The following is a 15,543-nucleotide window of genomic DNA, read 5'->3' on the forward strand; positions in this document are numbered from 1 at the left end:
AGTATCTCGATCTGAACGAGATCGACGCTCGGTGGGTGGAGCAGATATCCCGCGCGTTCCGGGCCGCCGGCGGGGATGGTGATCTGTCGCGGTTGCCGGATGCGGCGCTTGCGGCAAGCCTGCGGTCGGCCGGGTTGGACGGTGGCCGGGGTTCGGTGACGTTCGACGATCCGATCGCCTACGGGTTTCCGCCGACGAGTGGATTCGCGGACGATCCGGTGAACACCGCCACCGGCAATTTCCTGCTCGCCGAATCGGATTTCCCGTCGTGGCGGCGGGTCTACAACAGCCGGTTGGACGGGGCCGGCGCGTTCGGTCCGGGCTGGTCGTCGTGGGCGGACGTGCGGCTGGCGGCGACGGCCGAGGGGGCCGCCTACGCGGGGCCGGACGGGCAGCGCGCGGTCTTCCCGCGGCACGGTGGGGGGTACGGCCGGATCGCCGGAGTCGCCGCGTGGGTCCGGCCGCACGGCGACGGCCTGGAGCTGGCCTGGGCCGACGGCCGCAGCTGGATCTTCGATGCGGCGGGCCGGCCGGTGACCGCGGACCGCACCGCGTTCGGCCACGACACCGAGGGCCGGCTGGTCACGGCCGGTCCGGTGACGCTGACCTGGGACGGCGACCGGATCGTCGCGGCGACGTCGGCGGGCGGCCGGCGGGTGGTCTACGCCTACGACGACGGGGGTGCGCTGACGGGTGTCGGCGACCGCCGGTTCGAACTGGACGAGCGGCAGCGGATCGTCGCCGCGGTCGACGCGGACGGGGTCGCGGAGGCTCGCAACACCTACGACGACGCCGGCCGCGTCGTCACACAAACCCGAAACTTCGGAAATATCGCGAACTTCGTCTACCTGCCGGGCCGCGTGACCGTGGTCGGGGAGACCGACACCTATGTCCACGATCAGCAGGGCCGGTTGCTGGCGGTCACCGACGGGCTTGGGCGGACGCTGCGCCGTACCTACGACGAGTGGGGCAATCCGGTCACGGTCACCGACCGCAACGGCCACACGGTGACGATGCGCTGGGACGAGCACGGCCGGCTGCTCGAACGTGACGGTTTCCGGTACACGTACGACGAGTTCGGGCGGGTGGTGACGGTCGTCGCCCCGACCGGCGGGCAGGTCCATCACCGTTACGAGGGTGCCGGGCGGATCCCGTCGGAGATCCGCGACGCCGAGGGTGGCCTGACCCGCCTGGATGTCCGTGACGGTCTGGTTCACGGGGTGACCGACCCGGACGGTGTGACGTTGACGTTCACCCTCGACGGGGCCGGGCAGGTCACCGCGGTCACCGACGGTCTCGGCAACACCGCCCGCGTCGACCGCGACCCGGACGGCCGGGTGCTCGCCACCACCACCCCGCTCGGCCGCCGCACCACCTTCCGCCACGACGCCCGCGGCCACCTCGTCGAACGCACCGACCCGGCCGGCCACAGCCGGCACTACGAGTACACCCCGGCCGGGCGCCTCACCGCGATCGTCGACCCGTCCGGCGCCCGCCGCGAGACCCGGTACGGCGAGCACGGCGCGGTCACGGCCACCGTCGACCCGCTCGGCCACGAGACGACCCGCGCGTACGACCCGTTCGGCAACCTGGCCCGGCTGACCACCAGCGACGGCGGGGCGTGGGACTTCACGTACGACGTGCTGTCCCGCCTCACCGGCGTCACCGACCCGTCCGGCGCCACCTGGCTGCACGAGTACGACCCCGAGGGCCACCGCACCGGCACGGTCGACCCGGTCGGGGTGCGGCGGACCGCGACCGTCGACACGCAGGGCCGGGTCACCGGGATCGGCGACGGCCTGACCGGCAGTACCTTCGAGCACGACCCGCTGGGCCGGACCACCGCCCACGGACGCCCGGACGGCACCACGGCCCGTGCCGGATACGACCGGTGCGGACGCCGGACCACGATCGAGGACCCGTCCGGCGGCGTCACCCGGATCGAATACACCCCGGCCGGCCGGGTCCGCCGTACCACCTCACCGGGCGGCCGGGTCACCACCTGTGAGTACGACGCCGCCGGCCGCCGCACCGCGGTCGTCGACGGGGCCGGGCGGCGCACCGTCTGCCGGTACGACGCGGACGGCAACCTGACCGCAGCCGGGACGATCACCCTCGACTACGACGACGCCGGGCACCTGATCCGTCGCGGACACCTGCGGTTCGGCTACGACAACGCCGGCCGGCTGACCGCGATCGGCGCCCGCCGTTTCGAGTACGACCCGGCCGGCCGGGTCAGCGCCGCGATCGACCCGCTCGGCCGCCGCACCACCTACCGGCACGACTCCCTCGGACGCCTGACCGCGATCACCGATCCGCTCGGCAACACCTGCACCCGCGAGTACGACCAGGCCGGACGCCTGGTCGTCGAGACCGACGCGCTCGGCCGGTCCACCCGCTTCGTACACGACGCGGCGGGGCGGCTGGTCGGGCGTACCGACGGCGCCGGCCGCACGGTCCGCTGGACCCACGACGGGTCCGGACGGATCGTCACGATCACCGCGGGCGACGGCGCGACGATCACTTTCCGCCGTGACTCGCTCGGACGGCCGGTCGTCATCGACGAGCCCGGCCGCCGCCACCGGTTCCGGTGGGACCGGGCCGGGCGGCTGGTCGCCAAGGACCGCGACGGCCTCACCCTGCGTCACCGGTACGGCCCGGACGGCGAACGCCAGGCCACGGTCCTCCCGGACGGCACGGAGATCACCCGCGGCTACGACGACGGCGGCCTGCTCAGCGCGGTCGGCACGGTCACGCTGCGCCGCGACGCGCTGGGCCGGCTGATCGGCACCGACAGCGGCGTGACCTGGGAACACGACGCGGACGGCCGGATCATGCAGGCGGGGGACCGGCTGACACGGCACGATGCGGCCGGTCAGTTGGTCGCGGAGGGTCAGACCCGTTTTGCGTACGACGAAAGCGGCCGTCTCGTGGCGGACGGCGACGTGGCGTGTGTCTACGACGCGGCCGGGCAGCTGGTGTCGCGAGGCGGGGTCGTCTACGAGTACGACGGCTCCGGCCGCCGGATCCGCGAGGGTGATCGCCGCTCGTACGAGTGGGACGTCTTCGGCCGTCTCGCCGCGGTGGTGGTCGACGGCCACCGCATCCCGGTCGGCGTCGACATCACCGGCGAACTGGCGTCGGTCGCCGACCGGGCCGTCCTCTGGGATCCCGGCCCGGCCGGCCCGCCCTGCTGGCTGGGCGACGCCCCGCTCCCGCCATCCTGGACAGCGCCGTCCGCGGACTGGCAGGGCACCCCCGACGGGGACAGCCGGGACGCGTGGGGCGCGCCCGCGCTCACCGACCCGGGTATCGGGTTCCGCGGCGAGCTGGAGTTCGCCGGGCTGACCTGGCTGCGGCACCGGGTGTACGACCCGTCGTCCCGCTCGTTCCTGAGCCCCGACCCGCTGCCGGCCGTCCCCGGCACGGCCTGGTCCGGGAACCCGTACCACTACGCGGGCAACGACCCGGTCGGCCACGCGGACCCGTCGGGCCTGCGGCCGATCACCGACGCCGAGCTGCGGTCCTACCGGGACGACATGGGCAGCGGCTTCTTCGAGGACGCCGCGGATTGGGTGGGCGACAACTGGGAGTACCTCGCCGCCGGGGCGATGATCGTCGGCGGTGTGGCGCTGATGTTCACCGGCGTCGGCGGCCCGGCCGGGATCGCGTTGATGGCGGCGTCCGGCGGTCTGCTGGCCGGCGGGATCAGCGCGGGTGTCCAGAAGTTCACGACCGGTGAGGTGGACTGGGGTCAGGTCGCGGTCGACGGCCTGATCGGTGCCGCCGGTGGTGGGCTGGGCGCGGGTGCGGCAGCGGTGGCGAGCAACTCGGCCCGGCTGGCGGCGACGAACCCGTTCGTCCGCGAGCTGGCGATCAACGGCGCGGAGTCCCTGGTCGGCGGCGGCGTCGAACGCGGCCTCACCGGCGGCGACATCTTCAACCCCCGAGCCCTCGCGACGGACCTGCTCAGCGGCGGAACGGTCCCCGCCCCCGGCGGCCGGGTGGGCGGCTCCGGCGCCGCCGACGACCTGATCGACGTCTACCGCTTCCACACCGCCGCCGACCCGAGCACACTGCGCTCGCCCCTCTCCGACCACCCGGACATCCAGGATTGGGTGAGGGCGAACCGGCTGAGCACCCCCGAGCAGCTGCGGGCGGCAGCGGAGGCGCACGCCACCGGCAACACCTCGCTCAGCCCGTTCGTCAGCATCACCACCGACCCGCTCGCCGCAGCCCGTACCACCGACCCCGGCCTGTCCGCGATCATCAACGGCACACCGCATCCGGCCTACCGGCAGGCGCCGGACCTGAGCCACTTCCAGGTGCCCCGGGACCGGGTGGTCTGGCCGTCCAACCAATTGTCCCTCTCGGAGGGTGAAGGCCTGTTCCACGGTGACGACTTGGCCGACTTCCTGGTGGATACTCGTCCGAACCCCTTCCCGATGAGCCCGCCCGGAGGCGTTCCATGATCGATCGCTCCGAGTTCGACGACGTGATCGTGACGGTGGCGCACCCGTGGGGAGACATCGACGCGACCCTGACCGAGTGGGCGTCGCGAGGTCCGGGCGCACGGCCGCTCGTCACGATCGTCCGGGCCCGGCGCCGATCCACCGGACGCCCGGTGTCCCTCGAGGAGATCCCGCTCGAATACCACAACACCCGGCACAGCCGCACCCTGCAACGCGAGGGCCGGCTGCCGACGCCGTGGGGCCCGCCACCGGACGACGTGCAGCAGGCCCCGCTGTCGGCCCTGCCGCCGGAGATCCGAGACCGCATCCGCCGCGACCGGGGAGAATGAACCGACGATGCTGGAACGCTCCGAGTTCGACGACGTGATCGTGACGGTGGCGCACCCGTGGGGCAACGGCCACACCAGCCTCGCCCAGTGGGCGGCGACCGGCCCGGACGCGGCCCGGCCGTTGGTGCGGATCAGCGCCGCCCACCGGCAGTCCACCGGCGAGGCGGTGCCGCTCGACGAGATCCCCCTCGAGTACCACAACACCCGCCGCAGCCGCCGCCTCCAGCGCGAGGGGCTGCTCCCCACCCCGTGGGGGCCGCCGCCCGACGACCCGCCGCTGCCCGACCTGCCGCCGGACACACCCCCCGCGATCCGGGAGATCCTGGAGAACGAATGACCGGCCGGCGCCGTCCCGGCCTGCCGTCGGAGAGGCGGAAGCCCGGGGAGCGGCCGACGGGTGTGGCGGGCCCGGTCGGTTCTGCTGCCGGCGATGCGGGAGTGGCGGAGAACGACTGACGGGTGAGCGGCCCGGCCCGTCCGGCGGTAGCGTGGATCAATGCGGTTCGGGCCGGCCTCTGCCGCGTTCACCTATGCGGAGGTGGGCGCCACCCGTGACGTGCCGCTGCCCGCCGGTTACCGCTGGATCCGCCGCGACGTCGAGATCGGCGCCGGGCAGGAGGCCTTCGAGCGGGCAGCCGCCGGACTCATGCACTGGGAGATGCACCGGGCCGCCGGCTTGTCGGTGCTGCGAGGGTCCGCCCCGCACGCCATCCCCGGTGCCGTGGTGATCCTCGGACTGCTCGGCCTGACCTTCCCGTGCCGGGTGGTGTACTGCCTGGACAACCCCCGGCAGCGCGGGTTCGCCTATGGCACCCTGGGCGGCCACCCGGAGCGCGGCGAGGAGGCGTTCGCCGTACACCTGACCGAGGCGGGCCGGGTCCGCTTCCGGATCACCGCGTTCTCCCGGCCCGCGTCCGCGCTGGCCCGAGCCGGCGGTCCACTCACCACCCTGGCCCAGGAGTTGGCGACCTCCCGCTATCTGCGAGCGATCCGTTCACTGGCCGCCTGACCACGCTGCGAGCAGGACCAGGACGCATGCGCCGATCTCGATCAGGCCCACCCGTTTCGGTGTCAGCGGCCGCCCGGGCAGCGACCAGGTGCGGACCAGCAGCAGCGCGAACACCAGCGCGGGCACGACCCCGATCACCGCCGCTGCCGCGAACGCCAGCAGGTGATAGAGCACCGACCCCCGGGTGTACGCGACAACGCCCCGTTCCCGGATCATCGTCTTGACGAACAGCACCGTGCCCGCGAAGTACAGCAGCACGATCAGCCCGGCGACCGCGACCCGTGTCGGCGCGACGCCCGCGACCACGGCGACCACCGGCACCATCAGGCAGCTCTGCACCACCGACGCCAGATCGTTGACCAGCGCCCGTTCCCGCCGCCGCCAGGCGAACCACCCGTTGACCGCGAGCAGCACCGTGTAGGCCGGGGCGAACCACAGCAGTTGCGGCCGGGCGACCAGCACCGGGATCGCCAGGGCCGCGGTGACCGGACCGTAGAGCAGCAACGGCTCCCGGAACCGTCCCGGCCGCCGCGTCTTGACGGCCTGAAACGCGTAGTAAGAGAACAGGTATCCGCCCAGCCACGCCCCGAGCAACGGCAGGTCCAGCCAGTGGAAGCCGCCCACCACGATCCCGGCGAGGTAGGGCACGAGCAGCATCGCCCACGCCCCGTGCTGCGGCGGCAGGAACGTGCGGACGGTGCGCCGGCGGCGGACGGGCGCAATGGTGACGGTCGCCATGCCGTCACGGTAGGCGTTCGGTGGGCACCGGCTCCAGGGGGCCTGAGGCCCGGTGATCAGCCGCCGGATCGCCGCTTGGGCTGACCCGCCGTGGAGATTGAGCATGACGACTCCGGCGATGAGGGCGAACCCGGCGACTTCAACCAGAGTGAGTGGTTCGTCCAGTAACAGCGCAAAGCCATCGACATTGACTGATTAGGTGGCCTTGTGTGGGAGCGGGATCCGCCACACGATGCGAATCTGTTCGGCGATGGGCATCGACGGAGCGCCGATGAAGACGCTGCCGATGAGGTAGGCGAGGACGAGGACCCTCGCTTCGTGCGACATGTCCCACCACGTTTGGCCGCAGGCCGAGACGGCCTCGTCCCGGATCGCGGCGTCCTCCAGCGACAGGTCTTGCCTCGTCACGAGGCCGGGGTCGGACTTCAGCGCCTCCTGGAACGCGGCCTCCGCCCGGATCAGCAGACCGTCCTCGGTGTCGAGCCTGCGGATGATGCGCTGGGAGACGTAGTTGTCCGCGACCTCCGCCCTGATGTCCGCGTGGCCGTCCGGCGCCTCCTGCCGTGCCCATGCCGTGGCAGAGAAACAGGCGGTGAGCCAGGTGATCTCCGAGAGGTCGAGGATCGTCTCGCCGATACGCGGTACCGGTCCAAAGCCGGGATGCCCGGGGAGTACGTCGAGGCACAACATCTCCGGGCCGACGTATTCGGGTGCCCAGCCCAGATCGCTGTGCAGCAGGGTGGCGAAGCCCTCGCCCCTGCGCTGCCAGAAGATCAGGTCCTCGCCGAGCTCGTTGATGAAGTGCATGACGACGTCGAAGGAGTCGAACTCGACGCCGGCCATCTCACCGAGACGGGCCCGTAGCGCGAGGTTGCCGCGGTATCGGTTGAGGAATCGGCGGGTCTCCTGGACGAAGTCCGTCACGGTAGTGTCGTCGAGGCGATCCTCCTCGTCGACGACGATCGTCTTGAGAACGAGCCGGTTCCGCCGGGCCGCGAGCAACTGCCGGGTGGCGTTCGTCCAGTAGAGGCCCTGTCGTTCCGGGTCGTGTACGACGCAGAGGACCGGAATGTTGCCGTCGGCCCAGGTGGCGGCGTGCTTGCCGACCGGCACTCGGTAGCCGCCGCCCGGGCTGCGCCAGGACGTCCCGCCCTTAACCTGCACCTTGACCACGTCTCCGGTGACCTGCCGCCGATCGGTGAATCTGACGTACAGGTCTTCGCCGAAGTCGTTGCGTTGGTCGATTTCCTCGACGATGTGCTCGTGGTCTTCCAGAAGGCTCCGGAGGGCGTTGACCGCTGCGGCGGCCACTCGTCGGGAATGCGGGACGGTCGGCACTGTGCTCCTTCGTTCTCGCGACGGGAGAACGATAGGCGGCGGGTGTGACAGAAACCGGGGTCAGGAGAAGGCCAGGCCGAGGAAGCCGGCCCCCATCGCCAGGCAGAGCGCCCCCAAGCCGATCACCAGCAGCGTCACCTGCCAGGCCTGGTAGGCGCCGAGCAACGCCCCGCGCAGGGTCTCGCCCATGAAGGCGGTCTCGCGCAGCCTGCTCAGCTTCTCGTCCTCGTCGCCGGCCTGGATCTCGGCGGTGATCTCCGCGTAGGTGCGGCCACCGGTCGCACTCGCCACGTGCGCGCCGATCAGTGTGGAGTAGGCGCGGGCCTCGGTCCCGGTGCGGACCGTGCGGCCGGCGTACGCGTCGAGGCCGGCCGGCAGGTGGTCGGCCGGGAAGCTGATCCGCTGGCGGGCGAGTTCCGCGGTGACGCTGCGCCGGCCGATCAGGCCCTGCGCGATCATGATGACGGCGGCGGCGATCAGGGCGATGCCGACCAGCGCGAAGAGAGTGGCGATCATGCACTCAGCCAAGCGTCGCGGGTGCACGCCGGGCAGGGCCGCAGGTCCCACCCCGGCCGGGCCGCCCGGCTCCCGCACCGCTCCGATCGTTACCCGCCCGGCTCCCGTACCGCTCCGATCGTTACCCGCCCGGCTCCCGTACCGCTCCGATCGTTACCCGCCCGGCTCCCGCACCGCTCCGACCGTTACCCGCCCGGCTCCCGCACCGCTCCGACCGGTACCCGCCCGGGCTGAGAGGGGACGGCCGCTCGCCTACCTGTGACGTCCGTACAGCGTCCACCGCGCCCGGCGTAACGGTTTTCCCGCTCCCGGACCGGCGCCAGCCGAGGTCCGCGCCTCGTACCGCCGGTCTAGGGTTTCAGCATGACGACTCTGACGGACCGTCCCCACACCGCACTGCTGGTCATCGACGTGCAGAAAGGCGTGGTCGCGGGCGCACCCCGGCGCGACGACGTCATCGCCAACATCAACACGCTGATCAGCCGGGCCCGCGCCACCGACGTGCCGGTGGTCTGGGTGCAGCACTCCGACGACGACCTGGCCCGCGACAGCGACGACTGGCAGTACGTGCCGGAGCTGCGCCGCGACGAGACCGAGCCGCTGATCCACAAGAATTACGGCGACTCGTTCGAAGCCACCGAACTCGAGCAGGTCCTCGCCGCCCGGGGCATCGGCAAGCTGGTCGTCACCGGCGCGCAGAGCGACGCGTGCATCAGGGCCACCCTGCACGGCGGATTCGTCAGGGGATACGACGTGACCCTGGTCTCCGACGCGCACACCACCGAAGACCTGACGAAGTACGGCGCACCCGCTCCCGAGCAGGTCATCGCGCACACCAACCTCTACTGGCAGTGGCAGGGCGGCCCCGGGCGCACCGCCGAGACCGTCGAAACCGCGAAGGTCGACTTCACCTCATGACCAGCGACAACCTCTGGCTCCGTCAGATCGCCGAGAACCCGGGCCACTCCCAGTGGTACATCGACCGCTTCAAGGCCATGGCCGACCGCGGCGACGACCTGGGCGGTGAGGCCCGCATGATCGACGCCATGCTGCCGCGTGCCGCCCGCATCCTGGACGCGGGCTGCGGCACCGGCCGCGTCGGCGGTCTGCTGGCCGCCACCGGCCACCAGGTCACCGGCGTCGACCTCGACCCGGTGCTGATCGAGGAAGCCCGGCGCAACCACCCGGGCTCCACCTGGCAGGTCGGCGACCTGTCCGAGCTGGCACTGGACACCCGCTTCGACCTGATCGTCTGCGCGGGCAACGTGGTGACCTTCGCCGGCCCGTCCAGCCGGCCGGCGATCCTGTCCCGCTTCCACGAACACCTGGCGCCGGGCGGGCGCGCGGTGGTCGGCTTCGGCGCCGGCCGGGGTTACGACTTCGACGACTTCCTCACCGACGCGGAGAAAGCCGGCCTGGCCGCCGACCTGCTCCTGTCGACGTGGGACCTGCGCCCGTACAACCCTGGAGCGGACTTCCTGGTCGCTGTCCTGCGCCCCGCCTGACCCCTCTCCTGTCGACGCCGGCATCTTCCGTGAGCCCTTCTCGGAAGGTGTGGGGTCCCGCCGGTCCGGGGCCAACGTCCCTGCCGAGCGGACCGTGATCGCGGAAGCCTGAGGTCAGGGTCCCGCATCACCGGCGGGACATCCCGGCACGGACAGTGGAGTTCGACATGAGCACAACCCCGGCACTGGCGGACCGTTCCGTCGGCGCATCACGCCCCGGCCTGATGCTCGCCGTCGCCACCCTCGGCTTCGCGGTCAACTTCTGGGCGTGGGCACTCCTCAGCCCCCTCGCCACCACCTTCCAGACCGTCCTCGGACTGAGCGCGTTCCAGCAGGCACTGCTGGTGGCCGTACCCGTCGTGGTCGGCTCGGTCGGCCGGATCCCGATCGGCGCCCTCACCGACCGGTACGGCGGCCGGGTGATGTTCCCGCTGGTCTCGCTCGCCACCATCGTCCCGGTCCTCTACCTGGGCCTCCTCGGGCACGACTCGCTGACCGCCCTGCTGATCGGCGGCTTCTTCCTCGGCGTCGGCGGCACCACCTTCGCCGTCGGCGTCCCCTTCGTCAACGCCTGGTTCCCGCCACAGCGCCGCGGATTCGCGGTCGGCGTGTTCGGCATGGGCATGGGCGGCACCGCGATCAGCGCCCTCACCACGGTCAAACTGGTCGACGCGACGAGCACGCCCGTCCCGTTCCTGATCACAGCGGCTGCCCTCGCGGCGTACGCACTGCTCTCCTGGCTGGTGCTGCGCGACGCCCCGAACCGCCCGGTCCCGGCGTCCCCGCTGAACGCCCGCCTCCGCGCCGTACTCCGGCTGCGCGTCACCCGGCAGGCTTCCGCCCTGTACGCGGTCGCGTTCGGCGGGTACGTTGCCTTCTCCGTCTACCTGCCCGCCTACCTGAAGACGGCGTACGCGCTGACCCAGGCCGACGCCGCCAACCGGATGGCCGGATTCGTCCTGCTGGCAGTGCTGATGCGCCCGGCCGGCGGCTGGCTGTCGGACCGCTACACCCCGAGCCGGGTGCTCGCCGTGGCCCTGAGCGTGGTAGCCACAGGCGCCACCGTCCAATCCTTCACCCCCGCCCTGGCGCCGATCGGCACCCTGGCGTTCCTGGCGATGGCGGCCGCCCTCGGCGCGGGAAGCGGCGCGACGTTCGCCCTGGTCGCCCAGGTGGCGCCGGCCGACCAGGTCGGTTCGGTGACGGGGGTGGTCGGTGCGGCGGGCGGGCTGGGCGGATTCGTGCCGCCGCTGGTGATGGGCGCGATCTACGGCCGGTTCCAGTCGTACGCGCTGGGCCTCGTCCTGTTGGGCGTGGTCGCGGCGGGCGCGTTGTTGCTGGACGTGCTCTCGGTAGCCCGCCGTCCAGCCACAGCCTGACCCGCCGTTCAGCCCTTGCGTCGAGGTCCCGTTCAGCCCTTGCGTCGAGGTCCCGTTCAGCCCTTGCGTCGAGGTCCCGTTCAGCCCTTGCGTCGAGGTCCCGTTCAGCCCTCGCGTCGAGGTCTCGCTCAGCCCTCGTGCCGAGGTCCCGTGCCGAGGTCCCGTGCCGAGGTCCCGCCAAGGTTCCGTGCCGAGGTCCCGCCGACGTCTTGCGCCGAGGCCCCGCCACACGAACGCACCCGACACCGCATCGGGTGCGTTCACCTCTTGCTAGGGCGGTATCCGTACCCGCACCGGTGATCGGGCGGGTTCACCTCTCGCTGGGGCGGTATCCGTACCCGCATCAGTGATCAGGTGCATTCGCCATCGTCGAGGCGGGCAGTCGTACCCGATGCGGTATCGGGTACGACCGCCATCTCGGTTGGGACAGTGGCCGCACCCGTACTCGTGATTGGGTGCGGCCACAGTCGTCGAGGCGGGCAGCCGCACCCGAACCTGTGATCGGGTGCGTTCACCACCGCAACCGGGGAGGTGAACGACCCCGTTTTCGCGATCGGGTGCGCTCACCGCCGCGATCCGGATGGTGAATGCACCCGATCACAGGTTCGGGTGCGGTGACCTTCGTCGAGGCGGGTGGTCGTACCCGATGCGGTATCGGGTGCGTTCGTCATCGGTTGGGACAGTGAACGCACCCGTACTCGTGATCGGGTGTGTTCGTCATGCCGGTTGGGGCAGTGGGCGTACCCATAACCGTGATCGGGGGCGTTCGCCGCCGCGACCGGGATGGTGAGCGACCCCGATGCGGTACCGGGTGCGGTGACCGTCGGGGAGGTGGGTAGTCGCACTCGAGGTCGCATCGGGTGCGTTGACCATCACGGTCGGGGTGGTGGGCGCCCTCGATCACGGAAACGGGGTCGTTCACCATCGGGGCTGGGGTGGTGGGCGAACCCGCGCTCTCGGTCGGGTGCGCTCGCCGTCGCGGAGGCAGTGATCGCACCCGCTACCGGATCGGGTGCGTTGACCATCGAGGCCGGACGGTGAGGGACCCCGTACCTGTGATCGGGTTCGGTCACCGCTCGAGGTGCTCGAGGTGCTCCAAGTGCTCCAAGTGCTCCAAGTGCTCCAAGTGCTCCAAGTGCTCCAAGTGCATGGTGCGCGACCCCGACCTCGTGATCGGGTGCGGTCGCCGCTTCGGGGGCCGATGGGCGTACCCGATCATGGGTTTGGGTTGGTTGGCTGCCCCTGACGGGTGGGTAGGAGCACCCGATACCTGATCGGGTCGGCTCACCGCCGTGATGTGGCCGACCGCTGTGCAGGGCTCTTGCGGGATGGTCCAGCAACGGCGGATGCCGTCTGCGGGAGCGGGGCGTGGAGAAGCCCAGGCCCGGGCGACTGCTGTGAGGGGTGCGCGTGGAGAAGCCCGGCCGAGGCCGACTTCTGCGGAGGACGGACGCGGAGAAGCCCGGCCGGGAGAGCCGGCCGGGCTGATACTTCCGGTGCGAGTGCGGTGCGTCGAGGTTGGGAAGGAGCGGGCGGGAAGGAGCGGGGGAAGGAGCGGGGGGAAGGAGCGGGCGGGTCAGATGAGCCAGCGGTTCTTGCGGACCAGGGGGAGCTGCGCCCACCGGCGGCCCAGGCCCCAGGTGTGACCGGCGTAGGTCAGGGCCATCAGGGCGGCGCCGATCGCGTACACCACGTGGTAGTCGACCAGCGGGTTGCTTGAACCGGTCGGGTCGCCCGCCGTGGTCGTCGTCGCGAGCGGCCATTCCGCCATCCACATGAAGGCCATCATGAAGGCGGCCGAGACTGCTGCGACCCGTAGGCCGATGCCCAGGATCAGGGCGACGCCGATGCCCAGCAGGCCCAGCATGAATGCCCAGTTCGCCCAGGTCGCGCCGGCGATGCTGTGGAACACGTTCTGGAACGGTCCCACGTCGACCGAGCTGAGGAAGCCTTTTGTCGGCGATCCGCCGTTGATCCAGGCGCGGGCGGCCGGGGTCGAGTAGCCGAGCCCGAAGGTCTTGTCGAGGAAGGCCCAGAGGAAGACGAGCCCGGTGGCGATCCGGAGCACGGCGAGGGCCCGGGCGGCCGTGTGGGTCAGCATCGATCCGGGGGCTTCCACGGTTTCGAGGCTGGTGGTGCTGGTCTCGCGGGGGATGGTGGCCATCTCTGCGGCCCTCCTTGGATGTCGTCTGCACCTATGAATCTCCTCCGTTTCCCGGTTGGGGGACCGTGCCGGAGGACCGTAGGTCCCGCACCCGGGGGCCTGTCCGTTTCGGGACCTTCGGCAGGGTCAGGCCGCCGGGCGGACCTTCGGCAGGGTCAGGCCGCGGGGCGGGCCGTCGCCCGGTCCAGGTAGACCGGGCAGTCGGCGTGGTGCAGCAGTTGCAGGCCGGTCGAGCCGAGCAGCGCTCCCGCGATGGCCCGGTGGCCGTGGCTGCCGACCACCACGATCCGGCCCGCCTGGGACGCGCTGGTCAGGACGGCCGCCGCGGTGTCGAACGACAGGCGGGTCCGGACGGGCACGTCCGGGTATTTCGCCCGCCATGGTTCCAGTTGCTCGTCGAGGTGGGAGCGTTCGGCGGCGTCTTCCTCGGGGGTGGTGACCGTGACCGCCCCGATCGGGTAGACGCCGAGCATCGGCAGCCGGGCGCGGATCACGTCGATGCCGCAGCCGCGTGCCGAGGCCAGTTCGAACGCGCTGCGCAGCACGTGGTCGGCGGTGCTGGAGTCGTCGTATCCGACCACGACCGGGCCGTCGGTGACGTCGCCGCGGCCGCGGACCACCACCACCGGGCAGCTGGCTTGGACGGCGACCCGCTGGCTGACCGAGCCGAGTAGCAGGCTGGCGAATCCGCCGCGGCCGCGGCTGCCGACGACCAGCAGCTCGGCGCTGTCGGATTCGGCGAGTAGCCGGGCGGCCGGGTTGCCGACGAGCACGTCGGTCTCGGTGGTCACTCCGGGGGCGGCGTCGCGGGCCAGGGCCGCGCCGGCTCGTGCGACGGTTTCGGCCATGTGGCGTGCTACGGCGAAGTGGTCGCCGCCGAAGTCGTACCGGGCTTCCGCCCACTCCCAGTCGATTACGTGGGCGATCCGTAGGACGGCGCCGCGGAGCTGGGCTTCACCGGCTGCCCAGCGGACCGCGGCCCGGCTCGAATCGGTTCCGTCGGTGGCCACGATGACGGTGCGCTGCGACATGGCTCCTCCTCTGTCCCGTTTTGAGGAATTCCACGCCGTTCGGCGGTACGGGGGCAGGGCCGTCAGGTCCCGGTACCCGGGACCTTGGTCAGGAGGAAGACCTGTAACACAATGGAAACGCACAGGTACGTCGGTGAAGATCGACGGAGATCGTGCGTCGACGACGGGGGTTCGGGGTAACAGGAAAGATCAACCGTTGAGGGGAGAACGCCGGATGATGATTATGTCGCTGTTGGCCGCGGCGGGACTTTTCGTGCTGCGCCGACCAGCCGTCGCGTCCAGGCCGGACACACCGGTCGTCCTGCCGCCCCTCGCGGACAGCACCGAGGGGCTGTTCGTCGTCCAGCTCCTGCGCGGTGAACTCACCCGTGAGCAGTACCGGGACGCCCTCGCCTGCCTGGCGGCCCGGGATGAGGAACGCCACCCGATGCCCCTGCCCCGGGAGTAGCGCGCCATACTCCGGGGATGGCAGAGATCGTCCTGGTCCGGCACGGACAGACCGAGTGGAGCGCGACGGGACGGCACACGTCGTACACCGATATGGCCTTGACCGCCGAGGGTGAGCGGCAGGCCCGCGCCGTGCGTGACCGCCTGGCCGGGCGCACCTTCGCCGCCGTGCTGAGCAGCCCCCGGCGGCGTGCCCTGCGCACCGCCGAACTGGCCGGGCTGGACGTCACCGAGGTGACCGAGGACCTGGCCGAGTGGAACTACGGCGACTACGAGGGGATCACCACCCGCGACATCCGCGCCGGCCGGCCGGACTGGTCGTTGTGGAGCGACGGCTGTCCCGGCGGTGAGTCCCCGGAGCAGGTCGGTGCGCGGCTCGACCGGGTGCTCGCCCGCGCCCGCGAACTGCTGACCGGTGGCGACGTCGCGCTGGTCGCCCACGGGCACTGTCTGCGGGTCGCCGGCGCCCGCTGGGTGGGTCTGCCGCCGAAAGCCGGTGGCCTGCTGAAACTGGACACGGCCACCGTTTCGGTGCTCGGTTTCGAACACGAGCGGGACGCGGTGCTGGCCGGCTGGAACGCCTGATCCCCGGTGACGCTGCGCTGACACCCGATG

General features: G+C 71.6%; 14 protein-coding genes. 9 read left to right on the top strand and 5 right to left on the bottom strand.

Annotated features, from left to right (window positions below):
• Positions 1-35: 35 nt before the first annotated feature.
• From QSK32_RS32945 to QSK32_RS32960, 4 genes are all read left to right on the top strand, one after another.
• Positions 36-4,472, top strand: coding sequence for a DUF6531 domain-containing protein (locus QSK32_RS32945; protein ID WP_285474051.1), 4,437 nt, complete (start codon positions 36-38; stop codon positions 4,470-4,472).
• Positions 4,469-4,801, top strand: a complete 333-nt coding sequence (locus QSK32_RS32950; protein ID WP_285474052.1) for a hypothetical protein — start codon at positions 4,469-4,471, stop codon at positions 4,799-4,801. Before QSK32_RS32945 ends, QSK32_RS32950 begins: the two co-directional genes overlap by 4 nt.
• 7 nt (positions 4,802-4,808) lie before the next feature.
• Positions 4,809-5,138, top strand: coding sequence for a hypothetical protein (locus QSK32_RS32955; RefSeq protein ID WP_045747587.1), 330 nt, complete (start codon positions 4,809-4,811; stop codon positions 5,136-5,138).
• A gap of 159 nt (positions 5,139-5,297) precedes the next feature.
• Positions 5,298-5,810 (top strand): DUF1990 domain-containing protein, encoded by a 513-nt coding sequence (locus tag QSK32_RS32960; RefSeq protein WP_083449654.1) that lies wholly within the window; start codon positions 5,298-5,300, stop codon positions 5,808-5,810.
• On the opposite strand, the gene QSK32_RS32965 is transcribed toward QSK32_RS32960, so the two are convergent.
• The 3 genes from QSK32_RS32965 to QSK32_RS32975 all read right to left on the bottom strand — a co-directional run bounded on the left by QSK32_RS32965 (position 5,796) and on the right by QSK32_RS32975 (position 8,402).
• Positions 5,796-6,548, bottom strand: coding sequence for a YwiC-like family protein (locus QSK32_RS32965; RefSeq protein ID WP_285474053.1), 753 nt, complete (start codon positions 6,546-6,548; stop codon positions 5,796-5,798). The genes QSK32_RS32960 and QSK32_RS32965 overlap by 15 nt on opposite strands.
• Before the next feature lie 195 nt (positions 6,549-6,743).
• On the bottom strand, positions 6,744-7,886 hold the full coding sequence (locus tag QSK32_RS32970; RefSeq protein ID WP_285474054.1) for a DUF4365 domain-containing protein: 1,143 nt from the start codon (positions 7,884-7,886) through the stop codon (positions 6,744-6,746).
• 60 nt (positions 7,887-7,946) lie between these two features.
• Positions 7,947-8,402: a hypothetical protein gene (locus tag QSK32_RS32975; RefSeq protein WP_052721173.1), complete on the bottom strand. Its 456-nt coding sequence runs from the start codon at positions 8,400-8,402 to the stop codon at positions 7,947-7,949.
• A 363-nt stretch (positions 8,403-8,765) separates the two neighbouring features.
• Here QSK32_RS32975 and QSK32_RS32980 point away from each other — a divergent pair, with 363 nt between their 5' ends.
• The 3 genes from QSK32_RS32980 (at position 8,766) to QSK32_RS32990 (ending at position 11,286) form a co-directional block, all read left to right on the top strand.
• On the top strand, positions 8,766-9,320 hold the full coding sequence (locus tag QSK32_RS32980) for an isochorismatase family protein (RefSeq protein WP_045747589.1): 555 nt from the start codon (positions 8,766-8,768) through the stop codon (positions 9,318-9,320).
• Positions 9,317-9,907: a class I SAM-dependent methyltransferase gene (locus tag QSK32_RS32985; protein WP_285474055.1), complete on the top strand. Its 591-nt coding sequence runs from the start codon at positions 9,317-9,319 to the stop codon at positions 9,905-9,907. The genes QSK32_RS32980 and QSK32_RS32985 overlap by 4 nt, the downstream gene beginning before the upstream one ends.
• A 167-nt stretch (positions 9,908-10,074) precedes the next feature.
• The gene (locus QSK32_RS32990; protein WP_285474056.1) at positions 10,075-11,286 is read left to right on the top strand and encodes an MFS transporter; all 1,212 of its coding nucleotides are present in this window, start codon (positions 10,075-10,077) and stop codon (positions 11,284-11,286) included.
• A 1,576-nt stretch (positions 11,287-12,862) separates the two neighbouring features.
• Here the strand turns inward: QSK32_RS32990 and QSK32_RS32995 are convergent.
• A complete protein-coding gene (locus QSK32_RS32995) occupies positions 12,863-13,450 on the bottom strand; it encodes a DoxX family protein (RefSeq protein ID WP_045747591.1) in 588 nt (195 codons plus the stop codon).
• A 155-nt stretch (positions 13,451-13,605) separates the two neighbouring features.
• On the bottom strand, positions 13,606-14,481 hold the full coding sequence (locus QSK32_RS33000; RefSeq protein ID WP_285474057.1) for a universal stress protein: 876 nt from the start codon (positions 14,479-14,481) through the stop codon (positions 13,606-13,608).
• A gap of 214 nt (positions 14,482-14,695) precedes the next feature.
• Between QSK32_RS33000 and QSK32_RS33005 the strand changes: the two genes are divergently transcribed.
• Together QSK32_RS33005 and QSK32_RS33010 are read left to right on the top strand one after the other, a co-directional pair.
• On the top strand, positions 14,696-14,929 hold the full coding sequence (locus QSK32_RS33005; protein WP_045747592.1) for a hypothetical protein: 234 nt from the start codon (positions 14,696-14,698) through the stop codon (positions 14,927-14,929).
• A 17-nt stretch (positions 14,930-14,946) separates the two neighbouring features.
• Positions 14,947-15,513 (top strand): histidine phosphatase family protein, encoded by a 567-nt coding sequence (locus QSK32_RS33010; protein ID WP_285474058.1) that lies wholly within the window; start codon positions 14,947-14,949, stop codon positions 15,511-15,513.
• Positions 15,514-15,543: the final 30 nt, after the last annotated feature.

Source organism: Actinoplanes sp. NBRC 101535, assembly GCF_030269225.1.
Taxonomy (GTDB): Bacteria; Actinomycetota; Actinomycetes; order Mycobacteriales; family Micromonosporaceae; genus Actinoplanes; species Actinoplanes rectilineatus.